Below are 16,775 nucleotides of genomic sequence, written 5' to 3'. Positions count from 1 at the left end.
CTACGCGTGGTACCAGTCACCGCCCACCCGCACCGCGCTCTCCGCCGGCAGGTAGTTGACCATCGCCTCCAGGCCGGCCAGCGGAAACGGCTCGCGGGGCACCGGCTGGATCAGGTTCTGCAACTGACCGGCCAGCCGGTGCTCGGCCAGCGCCGTCATCTCCCGGGTGCGCAACTGGTCGCTGAGCTGCTCGATGGCGGTCCGCGAGTCCACCCTGGCCGTCACGTCCTGCACCACGGCGTGGATCTTCAACGGTGTGCCGTCCGCGTCCCGCGAAACGTCGGACAGAATCCGTAGGTACTTCACCAAGCCCGCCGCCCGGAACCGGACCGTCACGTCCGAGGAGGCTCCACTGTCCAGCGTCTGCCAGGCCGCCTCGCGCAGCATGTGGTCGTCCGGCAGCAGGGCGGCCGACTGCTCGGCTCGCGACAGCGGGCCCAGCGCCGGGTCACGCTCGAAGATCCGGTACATCCCGGGTGACCACTGGCTGACCCCGCTCGCCAGGTCGTACTCCGCCCAGCCGAGGCTGCCCAGCAACTCGGTGCGCTCCAGTCGACGCAGGTCCTCGTCGAGCCGTTGCCAGGTCACCAGCAGGCCGCCCAACACCCGGTGCACGTGCACGTCGAACAGCGAGTCGGCGACGACGCCGCTGCGCTTCTCCACGTACCGGAAGTCGGCCAGCCGGCCGGGCGCCCCGGTGGCCAGCACGTCGAGGTACAGCCGCCAGAGCGGACCGTCGACCATGCTGGGGTACAGCTCGGTGAGCCGCGCGCCCACCCGGTCGGTCCCCCGGCCGTAGATGTCGTGGCCGTCGCCGCTGGTGGCCGCGATCCGGAAGTCCGCGACCGCCCGACCGTCGTCCGGCACCGGCAGCAGCCACGTGCAGCCGGCCGGAACGACCGCCAGGATCTCCCGCACGACCTCCTCGACCGGCCGCGCCGCCCCGGCGGCGTGCGTGGCACGCCCGCCCTGGTCCGCCATGCCAGCAGCCTAGCCACCGGCCGCCCCGCGGCCCACAGCCACCGCGTTCATGCGACGCGCGTCCGCCGCCGGACGCGACCCGCCGCCGGCCGATCCGCACCCGTTCGGACCGCGCCGGCTGCCACAATGCGGACAGCCCCGGTGGACGGTGGCGCCGGGTGAACCCCGATCAGGAGGACGGCACCATGCCGGACAGCGAACGCGAGGCGGAACTGCTCGATGCCGAGCGCACCCTGCAGGCGGCGCAGCGGGCCGGCGACGTGGCGGCCCTCGACCAGTTGCTCGTCGACGAGCTGATCGCCATCGGCCCGGAGGGCGGCAGGCACACCAAACGGGACGACCTGACCGCGCACCGGGACCGGACCTCGGTCATCGAGGAACTCGTCGAGGAGGAGCTGGAGCTGCTCGTCGCCGGGACGACCGGCGTGACGTTCTTCCTCGGCCGGGTGGCTGGAGTGTTCGACGGCACGCCGTTCGCGGCTCGCCTGCGGTACACCCGTACCTGGATCCATGACGACGCGCACGGTTGGCGGGTGCTCGCCGCGCACATCAGCCCGGTCTGACCCGCAGGCCGGGTGACCGCTGGCGCGACCAGCTCAGGTGGTGGACTCCAGCTCGTCGAACGCCAGGGTCCACCAGGACTCCGGCTCGGCGAACGCCGTCGGGTCGACCTCCCGCAGGCCGGCGCGAATCCGTGCGGCGCGGGCCGCCCGCTCCCGCCCGCCCGGGTCGGTGGCGATGAGCTGGCCCAGCCGGTACAGGAACTCCACGAACGCGGCGAAGCTGCTGTTGACCGTCTCCAGGTTCGGCGTCTGGAGATCCAGCAGCAGCACCTCGCCGGTCGCCGCGTCCAGGCAGAACAGCAGCATCGGGTCCTCGGGCGAACTGCCCAGCACGATGTACGCGCGCGGCGCCTCGTCGCCCACCTCGATGCGCAGGGTGGAGAAGAGCTCCACGTCGGGCGCCGACACGTCGACCGTGAACAGGATGGGCACCTCGACCGGCAGGGCGCCGTACGGCGGGAACACCTCCGGCCCCAACGGGCCGAGGATCGCCTCGAAGCGCTGGTCCGGGAAGTAGATGACGCCCCGCTCGCCCCACAGCGCGACCAACTCCTCGCGGGTGACGGTCACCGCCCGTCCCTCGCGTCGGCGTCGTCGTCCGGCTCGTCGTCGTCCTCGTCGTCGAGCAGGCCCTGCTGGTCGAGGAAGGCGTGCCACTGGTCGTCGGCGGGGGTCAGGTCGGCGTAGCCCGGGCCGAGCAGGTAGTAGTGCACGAAGGAATCCAGGTCGGGGGCGAGCTCCTCGAAGGCGTCCGCCATGAACCACTCGGTGCCGGTCGGCGGGAAGTACCAGATGGCGCCGGTGCCCCGGTCCATGAAGATCGGCTCGTCGCTGCGGGTGCCGATCACCAGCCAGCCCGCCCGGTCCTCCGGGATGGCGGAGAAGTCCGGCGCGTAGTCCAGGTGGTACTGGATGCCGGTGAGGGTGGACGTGGACGCCAGCTCGATCCGGCCGGCGCGCAGCCCGTCGGCCACCAGCAGGAGATCCCGCAGGTCGGCCGGGAGGTCCGCCGGCACGGCGTCGGTGGCCGCGCCGTCGCCGAACTGGGCATACCCCAGGCTCGCCGGCTGGTCCTCGGCCAGGTCGGCCCGCAGCTCCTCGATGAGCTGGTGCAGCTCGGGGGTCAATCCACCACCTCTATTCGGATCGGGGTCCCGTCCGGCAAGGTCTGGATCTGCCCCCAGATCTGCGAACCGATGTCCGTGTTGGTTCTACCATGCAGCAACTTGAGGTTGTCGACGGTGTCCGGGCCGCCGAGCTGGAGTTCCCATACGTGGTCCGGGTGGTAGCTGCTGAGGCGTTGGCTGAGCCGGTTGGCCAGATCCTTGTCGTGCGGCCAGTACTTGTCCCAGATCTTCTGGCGGATCCGCTCCTTGTAGCCGTCGGTGAGGCTCTTGTCCCGCTCGACGGGGTTGGTGGCCTTGTAGAGCTTGCCCTCGTCGCTGAGCTTCTTCAGCGCCGCCATCTTGCGCCGGAACTGCGAGGTCGCGTGGAAGTCCTTGCGCTGGACCCGGATCACCTTCGTCGGCAGGCTGTGATCCGGCCCGGTGACCCGGACGATGGGCTTCTCCAGCTTCTCGACCGCCTTGCGGACGATCTTGCCGGCCGCCGGCTTCGCGGCGACGCCGCGCGCCTTCCTCGGCTTGCTAGGCATCGAGCAGCTGCCCGATGACCTGGTCGATCAGCAGACCCACGATCTCCCGGGTGATCATCTGGAAGATCGGGATCTCGGCCAGCGAGGCGCCGAAAGTGGCCACCGCGGTCACGATCGCCTGCGCCACCTGAAACGCGAGGATGGCCAGCTGCACGATCAGCTGGATCTTCAACGCCAGGACGATCACCGCACAGACGATCAGGCCGGCGCCGAGGATGACGGCCGCCTGGGCGCCGTCCCGGAGCACCAGCGGACCGTGCTGCTCACCGGTCCACCAGCCCTGGAACGCCTGCACCGCCGGGCCGACGTTCTGCGACCACACCTGGGCCGCGCCGGCGTCCGCCTCGCCGGCCGTGGCGCCGATCCGACCGGCGAACTCGATCCAGGCCTGGCCCATCTCGAAGAGCTTCTCCTCGTCGCCCTCCGGCCAGGTGTAGCCGATCCAGCCGAGCGCGGTGACCAGCTCACCAGGCAGCTGCAGACCCATCGCGCTACCCCAGCCCGCCGGCCAGCGAGCGCATCGTGCCCGCGCCGTCCTCGTCGACCCGGTCGTACGCGTCGGCCATGGAGCTCAGGTCGCCACCGGCCGAACCGATCTCCTCCACCGCGAGCCCGAGGCAGTCGAAGACGTACGCGGCGACCTCGGTGTAGGCCACCCCGATCAGCGAGCCAATGTCGTCGGCGCCCCAGGGCTGGCCGTGACCGGCCATCTGCGCCTCGAAGCCGTCCAACTCGTCGAGGAAGCGGCCCGCGAGGTCGGAGACCGTCGTGCCGGCGTCGCGCAGCGTCTGCGGCTCCACCTCGAACCCGTTGCCGCTCATCGCGGGCCACCTCGGGCCAGCCGGTCCTGCGCCTCGGTCAGTGCCGCCAGGAACGACCCGAGCCGCGGCACCGCGGTGTCCCGGACCTCCGCCAACTGCTCCCGCAGCTGCGACAGGTCACCGGCCTGCGGCGGGGTCGTGGCGCCCCGCATGGCGTCGATCGCCGCGTTGACGGCCGTGGTGATGTGCTCGGTCAGCTCCTCCGAACCGAGCCGCATCAGCCGGGGCTCCACCCAGAGCGACCGCAACCGCCCGTCCGGGCCCAGCTCGGCGCGGACCTGACCGTCCGCGGCCTCGCCGGCCGGCGGCTCGGCCGGCTCCCCGTCGGCGCCGGCGGCCGGTGCGCTGACCGCCCCCAACGCCTGCATCGTCGCGTCCAACATGCGGGTGAAATCGCCACTGACCGGATCCGCCGCCATCTGCCCTCCCCAAGGCCGAACGGGCCGAGCCTAACGGACGGGTACCACGACTTCACCACGCCCAGCCGGCGTTCGAACACCGTCCCGCGTGGACGGCAGTCGGGCCGCGACCACGAGGTCGTTGAGCTCAACCGACCCGGCGGGCTGTTCGGGCAGCCTACTGTCGTGCTGTGCCTGGTCGAGCCGGGCGGCCAACTCGGCCAGGTCGCGGTCGAGGGTCGCGCCCGGGACGAGGTCGTCCAGTACGCCGTGCTCGGCGGCCCGCTTCGCGGCGATCAGGTCGGGCAGGTAGGCCGGCGCGGGTTCGGTGTCGAGCAGGGCCGGCAGGTTCGCCTGCATCCGGCCGGTACGCAGCAGGTGAACGCCGGTGAGCAGCGACCGGAAGGTGTACAGCAGCGGCTTGAGTTCACCGGTGGCATCGAACAGCCGCCGCTGGCCCGCGGCGAAGCCACGGTAGTGATGACCGTGGTGCCGGGTCACCGTGAGCGGCGCCAGCTCGATCAGCGCCGCGTGCACCGCCGTGGTGTGCACCACCAGGGGTGACAGCAACTGTTCGAGCACGTAGCCGTTCCGACGCAGCATCAGCCGTACGAACTTGCGCAGGTCGTGCGTGACCAGGTCCAGCTCCACCCCGTCGCGGTCGGTCATGACCGTGCGGGTCTCCGCCGGCTCCGCCAGCCCGATCACCTGCTCGACGGGCAGCAGGTGCGCGCCGCGCAGGTCGACGTCGGAGTCGGTGGACGGGAACCCGTACAGGTGGGCGCCGGAGACGGTGGCGAAGACCAGCGGGTGCGGCTGCTCGGCGACGATGCCCGCCAGGTCGACGCCGGCCGGCAGGCCAGCGCCCTCCCACGCGGTCACGACGGGCACCGCACGGAGCGGTCGCGGACCGAGATCAGCCACTGCTCGACCCGCGCCTCGTCGGGCCGGTCGGGCAGCGGACTGGTGGCCAGGTCCGCCGTCAACCGGGCGACCAGCCGGTCCCGCCAGGCGACGATGTCCTCCCAGGGCACCTCACCGGCCTTCACCGCCAGCAGTCGGTCCCGGTCGGCGCCGACGTCCAGCACCAACCGCCCGGTGCGGACCAGGTGACCGCCGGCGGCCAGCAGCCGGATCAGATGCATCACGTGCCGCCAGGTCGGGGTGCCGGAGCGGGCGATGCCGCGCTCGGCCTTGCCGAACTGTGCGGTGGCGTAGCGCAGGTAGGTGTCCGCCACCCGCCGGGACAGGAACGCCGGCGCGAGCGCCCGCAGTTCCTCGCCCACCGGGGTGCACGTCTCGACCAGCGGGGAGTGCAGCACCTCCAGGACGGTGGGGTTCGCCGCCAGCCCGAGCACGCAGACCCGCTCCACCTCCCAGCGCATCTGCTCCGGCAGCGGGCCGTCGTGGTGCCACGCTGGCTTGCGTAGACCCCAGAACGCCGAGGCGGGCAGGGCGTACACCCCGCGTCGGTCGGTGTCCGAGGCGGCGCCGGACAGGCCGAACGCGCGGGAGCCGACGACCACCTGCAGGATCGTCCGGTCGTCGACCAGTTGATCCGTCAGCGCGTGCTCCATCGCCGCCTCCCCCGAGCGTCGGGTCGGCGGCTCCGGCCGGTCGACATCCGGTGCACACCATGCCTGTTTCGCGGCGCGCCGTCGAGCCCGTTTCGTCAACTCACGGTGGCGTCGACCGGGCCGACGCGCAGCACGCCGTCGTTGAGCGGGGTGCAGCGGATGCCTCCGGTGGTGCGCAGCGCCTTCCACGTACCCGGGCCGACCGTGACGTCCATCCAGGCGCAGGGGCGGGCGGCCCGGTTCACCCGCAGGCTGACCGGGCCGTCGCCGGAGTCCAGCACCAGCACCTTGCCGATCAGCTCGTCCACCGCGATGCCGGTGGTGAGGACGTTGCGGCGGACCTCCGCCAACCCGATGCCGGCTGGCAGTGACTCCTGGGCGATCACCGTCACGCTGGCGTCGCGGTGTGCGGGCTGGCCGAAGTACCGGTCGCCGACGATGCCGAGACCGGCCCGGATACGCACCACGTCGACCAGCTCACCGGGCGGGGCCGGAACCGGGCCGTCGGCGGGCCGGCCCAGGAAGCGGTGCACGGGCGAGGCCAGCAACTCGACGATCTGCGGCATGGCACGGATTCTACGAACCGGATGACCCCCTCCGGGCCGGCTCTGCGTTCCCGGCCGGCGGGCGATTCGCGCATCCGGCAGCCAGTGGGGACGGCGGTGATCGTGCCGCCGGCCCCACCGGTGCTCAGGCCGGCGTGCCGGTGACGGTCAGGTTGCGCAGTCGGCCCACGTTGTCGAACGAGCCGAAGCCCACCCGCCCGGAGCCGAACGTGCTGTCCTTCGCGGTCATCAGCGGGTCCCGTCGCCCGTCGACGTAGACCGCGATCTCGCCGGTCGCCGGCAGGTGCACGACCCGTACGCGGTGCCAGTCGGCGTCGGTGATCGCCGGGTTGGCGCCGCGCGACCGGCCGTTCCACTGGTGGTCGATGCGTTCCCGGTCGGCGTTGTCGACCTTGAAGATGCCGTTGTGCGGGTAGATCGTGTTGTCGGTGGAGAGGTGGGCGTAGTAGAACTCCGTGTCCGAGCGCCAGCCGAAGACGATGATCACGTCCCGGTTGGTGACCTCCACCGGCGTGTCGAGCCGTACCCGCGCCTCGACCTCGACCGACGACCAGGCCGGTCCGGCGGTCAGGACGGCGTACTCGAACGGCCGGCGCGGGCCCGGCCGGCTGACCCCGGCCTCGGCGAGGATGACCTGGTCGTGGGTGAACTGCCACTTGGCCGGGGTGACCGGCGCCCAGTTCGATGCTCCCGCGGTGCGCCGCAGGGTGGTGTTCCCGACGTCTCCGCTGGCGAAGACCCGGGTGCCGGTGACCTTCCAGATCTTCCCGTTGGCCTTGGCGAGCACGTAGAGCTCACCGGCGGCGTCGGTGCCGAAGCGCAGGTCGACGCGGTTGGGATCGCCGGGCGCGCCGGGCCCAGAGAGGTCCCGCATACGGACCGGGGTTCCCTCGGCGTCGAAGAGGGCGAGCTGGTGGATCGGGGCCAGGCCCCGCCCGCGGCGCATCTCGTTCGCCTCGGTGTAGAGCACCCGACCGTCGACCAGGTCACCGAACACGTACTTGCCGCGCAGCGCCGGCACCGCGCGTCCCCGGTAGACGAACCCGCCGGCCACCGCGACGCCGACGTCCGCGGTGCAGTTCCAGTCCGCGGCGGGGTCGTGGTCGTACGCGGCGACGGGGTACGTGTATCCGTACCGGTCGTCGTCGGCGGGCAGCGGGAAGAGCCGGTCGCAGGGATTGGTGGCCGCCTTGTCGAAGACGAAGGATCCTTCGCGCTCGCTCCAGCCGAAGTTGTCGCCGGCGCGGACCTCGTAGATCGCCTCGATGGCGTGTTCACCGATGTGCCCGAGGTACATGCGGCCGGTCGCGCGGTCCCAGCTGAAGCGGTGCGGGTCGCGGAAGCCCAGGGCGTAGATCTCGCCGAGCGCGCCGGCGCGGCCGACGAACGGGTTCCTGGGTGGGATGCCGTAGCGCCCGTTGGCGGCGTTGGTGCCCCGGGGGCCGATCCGCAGCAGCTTGCCGTGCGGCATGCCCAGGTTCTGCGGGTCGGTGTTGCGCACGCCCAGACCGCCGTCGCCGACCGCCAGGTACAGCAGGCCGTAGTCGGGATCGTGGCGCTTCGCGGTGGGATTGAAGTTGATTTCCTGGATGCCGTGCACCTGGCCGCCGAACCCGATGCGCAGGACCTCCCGGCGGGTGCCGGCGAACGTGTCGGCGCTCGGGTCGGTCGCCGTCCACTCGGTGATGACACCGTGGTAGATCGTGCCGGCCTGGGCGTAGTCCGGCGTGGTGGTCGTCGCCGACGCCTGCTCGGTGTGGATGGTGTAGAACCGGCCGTTGGCGCCGAACTCGGGGTGGAAGGCGACGTACCCGAAGCCCTGGCCCAGGCCGCGGCCGGAGAAGAACTGCGGCGCGAAGGTCGCCGCCACGTCGAGGTAGACGTGCGGCACGCCATCTTCGACCAGGTAGAGGCTGCCGTTCAGGTCGGGCACCGCGCGCCGGCCGGAGCCGTCGGGCACCTCCATGATGGTGTTGATCCGGGCGGTACGCATGAGCCGCTGATCGGTCGGTGCCGGGTTCGGCTGCGACTGCGGGAAGCTGGCGTACTCGCTGAGGACCAGCCCGAGCCGGGACTGGATCGGCATCTCGGGGACCGGGTCGTACACCGCGTCGGCCGCGGCCCGGGCGGGCGTCGCGAGCACGGTGGACAGGATCAGCACCACGGCGGTGAGGCCGGCCGTCAACACGGACCTGCGGATACCGTGGGCGCTGTCGTGGAGGATGAGCACGCGTGTCTCCTTCTCGGTGGGACGGTGCCGAGGGTGGTCAGCGGGCCAGGTGGCGGTACTGCCTCCGCACATCGCTCGCGGAGACCACGCTGTCGAGGAACATCAGGCCGTCCATGCGGCAGTCACACGGGTTCCGCTCCACCGTGTCCTGGGGGAAGCTTCCGCCGATCTTGATGCCCCGGGGGTCGGACGCGGTGGTCACGTGCGGGCCCGGCCCGGACACGAGCCACGGGTCGTCGGTGCGGGTGTAGAAGCCGCTGACCGGTTCGCCGTTGCGGTAGAGGGCAAGGGCGCCGGTGCCGAAGTCGAAGGTGGCGGCGAGGTGCACCCACTCCCCCGCCGGCAGCAGGTCACGCCAGTCCTGGCTCGCCGCGAACGTCTGCGAGTTGCCGCCGTCGAGGCGCCGGCCGAGCGCGACGAGGCGCAGCTCACCGTCGACGTCGATCAGCTCGAGCAGGGCCCGGACGCCGTGGCCGTCGGAGTCGCCGGTCAGCACCCCGGCCAGGCCGATGGCGTTGTACCGGTCGTTCGGGTCGGCGGTGGTGGAGTTGGGCAGGGGGTTGTCCATCTCCAGCTTGAACCAGCCCATCACGGTGGTGCCCGCGGTCGCGCTGAAGGCGCGGAGGGTGCGCACCCCGCTGGCTGACCAGGTGCCGGCCTTCCAGTCGTCGTTGCCGGCCACCGCCGGGTCGACCTGCCGGGTCCGCACCGCGTTGCCGCTGCCCCGGTAGGCGTGGTCCCGTACCCGCATGGCGGCGCCGCCGTTGACCAGCTCGATCTCGGTGCCGGAGCGGCCCTGGTCGCGCTCCAGCGCGGCGTCGCCCGGCACCGGGTGGTCGAAGTCGTAGGCGGCGACCAGGTGCGCTCGCAGGGCGGGGTGGACGTCGGACGGGCGATGCCGGTCCGCCTGCGCCGGGGGCGCCCCCGCTCCGGTGAGCGCGCCGATCGCCAGGAGGGAGACGGTGGCGACGGCCGCTCGTCTGGCCCTGGACATCGGTTCACCTCATTTCACGGCACGCCGGTGCCGGGTACGTAAGCGCTTACGTAAGCGCTTACGTACCCTAGGCTTCGATCAGCGTCACTGGCAATAGATCGGGTGACATGGATGTTTCCGGGGAGTCGCGGATGCCCAGGGCTGGCCAGCGGCCGCGCCTCGTCGACGTGGCCGATCGCGCCGACGTCTCGCTGGCGACCGCCTCCCGGGCCCTCGCCGGCCGCGACGGCGTCAGCGCCGAGGTGGCCGACCGGGTCCGTCGGGTCGCCCGCGAGCTGGGGTACGTCGCCAACCCGTACGCCCGCACGCTCGCCGGCGGCGCCAGCTCCACCGTGGGCCTGATCGTCCACCAGGTCGACGACCCCTACTTCTCCGAGATCGCCGGCGGGGTCATCCAGCTCGCCGCCGAGCAGGGGCTGCTGGTGCAGATCTGTCAGTCCGGCCGGGACCCCGACTACGAGCTGCAACAACTCCGCCACCTCATCGCCCAGCGGGTCGGCATCATCCTGATCAGCGGTTCGGGGTACGACGACCCCCGGGTGGAGGCCGAGGCCAGGGCCGAGCTGGCGGCGTTCCAGGACCACGGCGGCCGGGTGGCCGCGATCGGGCGGCACGCGCTCGGCGTCGACGCCGTCCTGCCCGACAACGAGGCCGGCGGCAACGCGCTCGCCCACCACCTGATAGATCTCGGCCACGGGCGGATCACGGTCGCCGCGGGCAGCGCCGGTCTCACCACGGTCGCCGACCGGCTCGCCGGCGTCTCGTCGGCACTGCGGCAGCGCGGGCTGACCCCGGCCGACCTCGCCGTCGTGCACGGCGACTTCACCCGGGGCGGCGGGCGGGCGGTCACCGAGCAGATCCTGAACGAACACCCGGAGACGACCGCGATCATCGCGCTCAACGACGCGATGGCGATGGGGGTGCTGTCGGCGCTGCGGTCCCGCCGCGTCCCGGTCCCCGGGCGGATGTCGGTCGTCGGCTTCGACGACGTCTCCGTGGCGGCCGACCTCGCGCCCAGCCTCACCACCATCCGGCTGCCGATGACCGAGATGGGTCGTACCGCGCTCAGCCTGGCGCTCAAGCCCCGCTCGACGCGTCCCCGGCGGCGCTCCACCGGGCACCTGCTGGTCGTCCGCGACTCGACCGGTCCCGCCCCGACGCTGTGAGGCGGCGGGGCACGCTCGGTCGGAGTCTGTTCGAACCGCGCCACCGCAGGGGATGATCTCCGGATGACAGCGACGAGGGGTACACAACCACTGCGCGGGGCTCTGTTCCTGGCGGCGGCCACGGTCGGGGTGTGGTTGCTCTGGCTGGGCTGGGACACCGAGTACGACGTCGACCCGCAGACCGGTTCGCGCAGCGGCCCGTACGAGGCGTGGCAGGTGATCGGCTGCGTGCTGACGCTCGCGCTGCTCGCCGTGCTCGCCGGCACGCGGCTGAGCCCGTGGCTGGTGGCGCCGGTGATGACGGTGGCCTTCACGGCGGCCTGGTCGTGGGGGGCGTTGTCGTCCGACGACAGCGGGTTGTGGGCCGTCGGGGCGGTCCTGGTGCTGGTCGGGATGGCGATCGGCAGCACGGCGGTGAGCCTCGGCGCACGCTGGGCCAGTCGGCGGCTGGCCCGCCGACCCAGCTAGCCGGCGCCGACGTGCGCTGGCCGCGACCGCCTCGCTCGGCCTGCTGGAGAAGGCCGGCGACGGCTACCGCAACTCGGCGCTGGCCGAGCAGTTCCTGGTCAAGGGTGGCCCGTACTACTTCGGAGCCCAGGTCCGCTACTCCGACCTGCGTACCTACCTGCCCTGGCACCGCATCGGGGAGGCGCTGCGCACCGACCGGCCACTGACCTGGGACCCGCAGGCCCAGCAGTCGATGTTCGACACCACCGACCCGGAGATGCTGGCGCAGTTCTGGGACGCCATGTACTCCACGTCCAGCTTCACCGCCGGTGCGCTGGCCGACGCGTACGACTTCTCCGCGCACCGCCGGCTGCTCGACGTCGGCGGCGGTGCCGGAGCGTTCCCGATCGAGTTCTGCCGCCGCCTGCCGGGACTGCGGGCGACCATCCTGGACCTGCCGCACGTCTGCGCGCGGGCCGAGGAGCGGATCGCCGCGGCCGGCCTGACCGGGCGGATCGACACGCTGCCCGGCGACTTCCTCGCCGACCCGGCGCTGCCGGGCGGGCACGACGTCATCCTGCTCAGCATGATCCTGCACGACTGGGACGAACCGACGAATCGCGCGTTGCTGGCCCGGTGCCACGCGGCGCTCCCGCCCGGTGGGACGGTCGTCATCTGCGAGCTGCTGCTCAACGATGAGCGCACCGGGCCGCCGGAAGCCGCTCTGATGGGCATGAACATGCTGGTCGAGACCGAGGGCGGCCGGAACTACTCGGGCGCCGAGTACGTCGCCTGGCTCGCCGACGCCGGCTTCGTGGACGTCCACACGGTGCCGTTCGACGCCCCGGGCGCCAACGGCGCGGTGGTGGCCCGCCGGCCCTGACCGTCGACGCCGCCCGGCCCACGCGAGCCCGAGGGCCTGCGTGGGCCGGGTGTGGCGGCGGGACCGCCGCGCTGGCGTCCGATCAGATGCCGGTACGGATCAGGCCCGAGCCTTGGCCGGCTGCTTGATGAAGTTCAACACCGCCTTGTTGATGTCGTCGGCGTGTGTCCACGGGATGCCGTGCGGCGCGCCCTTGAGCGTGATGAGCTGACCGGTCGGCAGCATCGGCCCGAGCCGCTGGCCGGTCACCGGGAAGGGCAGCACGTTGTCCTTGTCGCCCTGGATGATCAGGACCGGCACGTCGATCTTCGGCAGGTCGGGCCGGAAGTCCTCCTGCCAGGCGGTTACGGAGTCGTGGGTGGCCTTGCCGGAGGCCATCGTGCCGATCTGCCAGTGCGCGTGGTACGCCTCCTCGCTGACCAGCTTGCCCTTGTTCTCGCTGTAGTTGAAGAACGCGTCGCAAAACTGGGTCAGGTAGGCGAAGCGGTCCTTGATGATGGCCTGCTGGAAACCCTGGAAGAGGCTCCTCTCGACGCCCTCCGGGTTGTCCTGGGCCTTGGCCAGCATCGGTTGCAGCGGGCTGAGCAGCACCGCCTTGCTCACCCGCTGCGAGCCGTAGTTGCCCAGGTAGCGGACCACCTCACCGGTGCCCATCGAGTGACCCACCAGGATCGCGTCGCGCAGGTCCAGTTCGTTCATCAGGATGTCGAGGTCCGCGGCGAACGTGTTGTAGTCGTACCCGAACGCCGGCTGGGCGGAGTTGCCGTTGCCGCGACGGTCGTAGGTGATCGTCCGGTATCCGGCGTTGAGCAGCGCCGTGGTCTCCTTCTCCCAGGTCGCCCCGTTGAACGGGAAGCCGTGGATCAGGACCACCGGCTGACCGGATCCGTGGTCCTCGTAGTACAGGTCGATGGGCGCGGAGTTCTCCGTACCCACGGTGATGAAAGGCATGTTCTTCTCCTGCTCCGGTTCGGGCTGTCGGACGTCAGCGCTTTCCCGCCGGATCGCCGGATATGCCGGCCCACCTGCCAGCCGCGTCCCCAACCTCTCTGGACAGAACACCTAGTCTCGGGGCGTGAGCCTTCCGCCCCGGCTGCGGGCCGTCAGCGACCTGCACATCGGCTATCCCGAGAACCGCTCGTTCGTGCGGGAGTTGCGCCCGGGCAACGACTGTGACTGGCTGCTCGTCGCCGGCGACGTGGCCGAGCGGTACGCCGACATCGAGTGGGCGCTCGGGCTGCTCAGCAGCCGGTTCGCGCGGGTGCTCTGGGCGCCGGGCAACCACGAACTGTGGACACCGCCCGACGACCCGGTGCGGCTGCGCGGCGAGGAGCGCTACCGCGAGCTGGTGCGGCTGTGTCGGCGGCTGGGGGTCGTCACGCCGGAGGATCCGTACCCGGTGTGGGAAGGCGAGGGTGGTCCGGCCACGGTCGCCCCGCTCTTCGTGCTGTACGACTACACGTTCCGGGTGCCCGAGGCGAGCACCAAGCAGCAGTCGCTGGACCTGGCGTACGAGGCCGGGGTGGTGTGCACCGACGAGGCCCTGCTGCACCCCGACCCCTACCCGAGCCGGGAGGCGTGGTGCGAGGCCCGGGTCACCGAGACCGAGCGCCGGCTGGCCGAGCGCGACCCGGACCTGCCGACCGTGCTGGTCAACCACTATCCACTGGTGCGCGCACCCACCGACGTCCTGTGGTATCCGCAGTTCGCCCAGTGGTGTGGCACCGTGCGGACCCGGGACTGGCACCTGCGCTTCGGTGCGGCCACCGTGGTCTACGGGCACCTGCACATTCCTCGTACGACGTTCCATGACGGGGTGCGCTTCGAGGAGGTTTCCCTCGGCTACCCGCGCGAGTGGCGACGGCGCGGGCCGGTGCCGGACCCGGTACGCACCATCCATCCGGCGGACGACCTGCGCCGGATGCAGCAGCCGACGGGCTGACACGGGGGCGGCCACCCGTCCTCTCCGATGGCCGCCCGCTCGCGGTCAGCTCGCGGTCAGCTCGCGTACACCTCCAGCGCCGCCAGTTGCCCCGCCGGCCAGCCGGTGTTGCCGGTGACGGTGATCCGCAGGTAGCGGGTCTGCGCGGCGGTGAACGTGAGGGCCACCTGGTTGCCGGTGGCCGGGTTGAACGTGCGCCCGGCGGCAGCGACCAGCGTGCCGAAGCTGGTCCCGTCGGCGCTGCCCTGCACCGCGAGGGTCTGCGTCCGGGTCGCCCAGGCCGCCGCCGGCGGCAGTTTGAGCACCACCCGCCCGACGGTGCGCGATGCGCCCAGGTCGACCTGCACCCACTGTGGAAAGGCGCTGTTGACGCTCTCCCAGTAGCTGTTCGGGTCGCCGTCGACCACGTTGCCTGATCCGTAGCTCTGGGTGTGGCTGCTCTCGGCGGTGGGTCGGCCACGGGCGAGGTCCGCGTTGGCCGGCGCGTCCGTGGTGACCGTGACGGCGTTCGACGGCGCGGAGGTGTTGCCCGCGGTGTCCCGCGCCGTGACGGTGAAGCTGTAACCGGTGGTCGGGCTGAGCCCGTTCACGGTCGCCGTGGTGCCCGTGACGGTGGCGACGACCGTGCCGCCCTGGCGCACCTGGTAACCGCTGACCCCGGCGTCGTCGGTGGACGCCGTCCAGGCCAGCGACACGCTGGTCGCCGTCCGGCCGGTCACGGTGAGCCCGGTCGGCGCGGTGGGCGGGGTGTCCGGCGTGCCGGTCGCGGCGTACACCTCGACCTGGGCGAGCTGCCCGGCCGGCCAGCCGGTGTTGCCGCCGATGCTGAGCCGGACGTACCGGGCGGCGGTGGCCGGCAGCGTACGGGTGACGCTGTTGCCGGTCGCCGGGTCGAAGGTGAAGCCGGCGGCCGGGGCGATGGTGCCGAAGGAGTTGCCGTCGACGCTGCCCAGCACGGTGATGGTCTGGGTACGCTCCCCCCAGCCGGCGGGCAGCCGCACCACGAGCCGTCCGACCTGGTGACTGGCGCCGAGGTCGACCTGCCACCACTGCGGGAAGGCGCCGTTGCCGCTCTCCCAGTAGCTGCCGGCGTCGGAGTCCACCGCGTTCGACGCCGGGTACGGGCCGTTCTGGCTGCTCGCCGAGGTGGGTCGGCCGGCGGCCAGGTTTCCACCGGTCGGCGGGGGCCCACCGACCATCGGTGGCGTGGGACGCACCGGGGTGAGGGCGAGCTGCCCCTTGAGCATCCGACCGCCGTCGGCGGTGATCCGCAGGTAGTAGTCGGAGGAGCAAGCCACTCCGTCCTCGTCCAGGGCCCGGATGTTCGCGCCGGCCGGGGTGGTGGCCTGGGTCTCGGACGTCCTGGCGATCTGGTTGCCCTCGTTGTATTCGTCGAACATGGACACGTAGAGCCCCTGCGAGCCGAGTCGGACCATGTTGTAGATGTGCCGCCAGTAGAAGTCGCCGTGGCGGCGATGCCCCCCGGCGAGGTCACCGGGCATCACGCAGGGCTGGTAGTCGATGCCGCGCGCCGCGCAGTCGGCCAGGTCCGGAATGTTGACGTTGTTGTAGTACGAGTCGAGGCCCTCCAGGGTGGTGGTCCGGTAGACCATCCACGGCGAGATCATGTTGAACGCGTGGTAGACGTCGAGAAAGCCGGGGCGGGAGTCCTCGATCCCCTGTCGCCACCAGGTCGGCACCCCACCGATGACGTAACAGCCCTGCGCCTTGAACCAGTTGACGACCTCGAGGCAGGGCGCCGGCGCGAAGGGCCGGCTGGGTTCGCTGAAGCCGAAGCCCCAGATGCAGACGACCGGCTTGCCGTTCTGCCGGGCGTACGCGCTGGACACGGTGTGCGCGGACATCTTCGTCGTCCAGTCGGTCTTCAGCTCCGACTGCATGTTCAGCCAGTCGGTGACGTCGTACATGATGTAGAACTTGCGGCCGTGGCGCTCGGCGGCGGAACGCACCTTCTGCGTCGTCGCGTCGCGGGTCGGCCCCTCGTCGTCGAACGGGTTGAACCGCTGCAACGCGGCGGTGTCACAGCCGTACTCCTGCATCCAGCGGAAGTGGGTGTCCACGGTCTGCTGGTCGTACGAGGAGAAGAGGGTGGCCGGCGACCCGTTGCCGAGGTTGGGGTAGGCGGTGGGGTATGTGTGCGTGTACTCGCGGGTGTCCGGCCAGGACACGATGGTGGTGTTGCCGGGCGAGGGCGGCTGGAACCGGTCGCGGCTCCAGTGCCACCAGCCGCCGATCGGCGCCGAGTCGCCGGGGCAGCTGAACCAGCCCTGGTAGCCGACCGTCACCTTGCCGACCACGTCCCCGGGGGGACTCGCGGCGCGGGCCGGGCCGGTGCCGGTGGCGAGCAGTTCGGTGGTGGAGGCGGCGGCGAGGGCGGACCCTGCCAGCACCGATGTGACGAACCTGCGGCGGGAGACCGCCATGACGACCACTCCTTCGGGACGGAAGGCATTGACGGTCATCGTGGCAGTAGCGGTCGCCAGCCCGCAAGACTTCGACTGATCGATGAAATTGTCCGCTAACGAATCGCAA

General features: G+C 71.6%; 18 protein-coding genes and 1 pseudogene. 5 read left to right on the top strand and 14 right to left on the bottom strand.

Going from position 1 to position 16,775, the window contains the following annotated elements; translation table 11 throughout:
- Nucleotides 1-981, bottom strand: coding sequence for a hypothetical protein (locus ACFYPS_RS01415; protein ID WP_387322241.1), 981 nt, complete (start codon nt 979-981; stop codon nt 1-3).
- A gap of 158 nt (nt 982-1,139) precedes the next feature.
- Here ACFYPS_RS01415 and ACFYPS_RS01410 point away from each other — a divergent pair, with 158 nt between their 5' ends.
- A complete protein-coding gene (locus ACFYPS_RS01410; RefSeq protein ID WP_354962436.1) occupies nt 1,140-1,544 on the top strand; it encodes a nuclear transport factor 2 family protein in 405 nt (134 codons plus the stop codon).
- A gap of 33 nt (nt 1,545-1,577) precedes the next feature.
- Here the strand turns inward: ACFYPS_RS01410 and ACFYPS_RS01405 are convergent, their stop codons facing one another.
- From ACFYPS_RS01405 to ACFYPS_RS01355, 11 genes are all read right to left on the bottom strand, one after another.
- Entirely contained in the window at nt 1,578-2,114 is a 537-nt protein-coding gene (locus ACFYPS_RS01405) for an SUKH-4 family immunity protein (RefSeq protein ID WP_354962437.1), read from the bottom strand.
- On the bottom strand, nt 2,111-2,671 hold the full coding sequence (locus ACFYPS_RS01400) for an SUKH-4 family immunity protein (protein ID WP_354962438.1): 561 nt from the start codon (nt 2,669-2,671) through the stop codon (nt 2,111-2,113). Before ACFYPS_RS01400 ends, ACFYPS_RS01405 begins: the two co-directional genes overlap by 4 nt.
- Complete coding sequence (locus ACFYPS_RS01395; RefSeq protein WP_354962439.1) at nt 2,668-3,198, bottom strand: endonuclease; 531 nt, start codon at nt 3,196-3,198, stop codon at nt 2,668-2,670. The genes ACFYPS_RS01400 and ACFYPS_RS01395 overlap by 4 nt, the downstream gene beginning before the upstream one ends.
- A complete protein-coding gene (locus ACFYPS_RS01390; RefSeq protein ID WP_354962440.1) occupies nt 3,191-3,685 on the bottom strand; it encodes a hypothetical protein in 495 nt (164 codons plus the stop codon). Before ACFYPS_RS01390 ends, ACFYPS_RS01395 begins: the two co-directional genes overlap by 8 nt.
- Before the next feature lie 4 nt (nt 3,686-3,689).
- A complete protein-coding gene (locus ACFYPS_RS01385; protein WP_354962441.1) occupies nt 3,690-4,019 on the bottom strand; it encodes a hypothetical protein in 330 nt (109 codons plus the stop codon).
- Nucleotides 4,016-4,438: a YbaB/EbfC family nucleoid-associated protein gene (locus ACFYPS_RS01380; protein WP_354962442.1), complete on the bottom strand. Its 423-nt coding sequence runs from the start codon at nt 4,436-4,438 to the stop codon at nt 4,016-4,018. The genes ACFYPS_RS01385 and ACFYPS_RS01380 overlap by 4 nt, the downstream gene beginning before the upstream one ends.
- Nucleotides 4,439-4,468: 30 nt before the next feature.
- Entirely contained in the window at nt 4,469-5,275 is an 807-nt protein-coding gene (locus ACFYPS_RS01375) for a DNA polymerase beta superfamily protein (protein ID WP_354962591.1), read from the bottom strand.
- 20 nt (nt 5,276-5,295) lie between these two features.
- Nucleotides 5,296-5,994 (bottom strand): DNA polymerase beta superfamily protein, encoded by a 699-nt coding sequence (locus tag ACFYPS_RS01370; RefSeq protein ID WP_354962443.1) that lies wholly within the window; start codon nt 5,992-5,994, stop codon nt 5,296-5,298.
- Between the two features lie 95 nt (nt 5,995-6,089).
- Entirely contained in the window at nt 6,090-6,560 is a 471-nt protein-coding gene (locus tag ACFYPS_RS01365) for a molybdenum cofactor biosysynthesis protein (protein WP_354962444.1), read from the bottom strand.
- A 124-nt stretch (nt 6,561-6,684) separates the two neighbouring features.
- Complete coding sequence (locus tag ACFYPS_RS01360) at nt 6,685-8,790, bottom strand: PQQ-dependent sugar dehydrogenase (RefSeq protein ID WP_387322237.1); 2,106 nt, start codon at nt 8,788-8,790, stop codon at nt 6,685-6,687.
- A 37-nt stretch (nt 8,791-8,827) separates the two neighbouring features.
- Nucleotides 8,828-9,784 carry a LamG-like jellyroll fold domain-containing protein gene (locus ACFYPS_RS01355; RefSeq protein ID WP_354962446.1) on the bottom strand — a complete coding sequence of 319 codons (957 nt, stop codon included), beginning with the start codon at nt 9,782-9,784 and terminating at the stop codon, nt 8,828-8,830.
- A gap of 131 nt (nt 9,785-9,915) precedes the next feature.
- Between ACFYPS_RS01355 and ACFYPS_RS01350 the strand changes: the two genes are divergently transcribed.
- From ACFYPS_RS01350 to ACFYPS_RS01340, 3 genes and pseudogenes are all read left to right on the top strand, one after another.
- A complete protein-coding gene (locus ACFYPS_RS01350; RefSeq protein WP_387322235.1) occupies nt 9,916-10,950 on the top strand; it encodes a LacI family DNA-binding transcriptional regulator in 1,035 nt (344 codons plus the stop codon).
- Between the two features lie 63 nt (nt 10,951-11,013).
- Nucleotides 11,014-11,418, top strand: coding sequence for a hypothetical protein (locus tag ACFYPS_RS01345; RefSeq protein ID WP_354962448.1), 405 nt, complete (start codon nt 11,014-11,016; stop codon nt 11,416-11,418).
- A 16-nt stretch (nt 11,419-11,434) separates the two neighbouring features.
- Nucleotides 11,435-12,280 (top strand): annotated as a pseudogene (locus ACFYPS_RS01340) (methyltransferase); the annotation flags it as partial.
- 99 nt (nt 12,281-12,379) lie between these two features.
- Here the strand turns inward: ACFYPS_RS01340 and ACFYPS_RS01335 are convergent.
- Nucleotides 12,380-13,231, bottom strand: coding sequence for an alpha/beta hydrolase (locus ACFYPS_RS01335; protein ID WP_354962449.1), 852 nt, complete (start codon nt 13,229-13,231; stop codon nt 12,380-12,382).
- 124 nt (nt 13,232-13,355) lie between these two features.
- Here ACFYPS_RS01335 and ACFYPS_RS01330 point away from each other — a divergent pair, with 124 nt between their 5' ends.
- A complete protein-coding gene (locus tag ACFYPS_RS01330) occupies nt 13,356-14,222 on the top strand; it encodes a metallophosphoesterase family protein (RefSeq protein WP_387322232.1) in 867 nt (288 codons plus the stop codon).
- Between the two features lie 56 nt (nt 14,223-14,278).
- Here ACFYPS_RS01330 and ACFYPS_RS01325 read toward each other — a convergent pair whose 3' ends face one another.
- Nucleotides 14,279-16,666 (bottom strand): discoidin domain-containing protein, encoded by a 2,388-nt coding sequence (locus ACFYPS_RS01325; protein ID WP_387322230.1) that lies wholly within the window; start codon nt 16,664-16,666, stop codon nt 14,279-14,281.
- Nucleotides 16,667-16,775: the final 109 nt, after the last annotated feature.

The sequence above is a fragment of the Micromonospora sp. NPDC005087 genome (assembly GCF_042872965.1).
Lineage (GTDB): Bacteria > Actinomycetota > Actinomycetes > Mycobacteriales > Micromonosporaceae > Micromonospora.
This window is presented reverse-complemented; position numbering and strand designations above follow the sequence as displayed.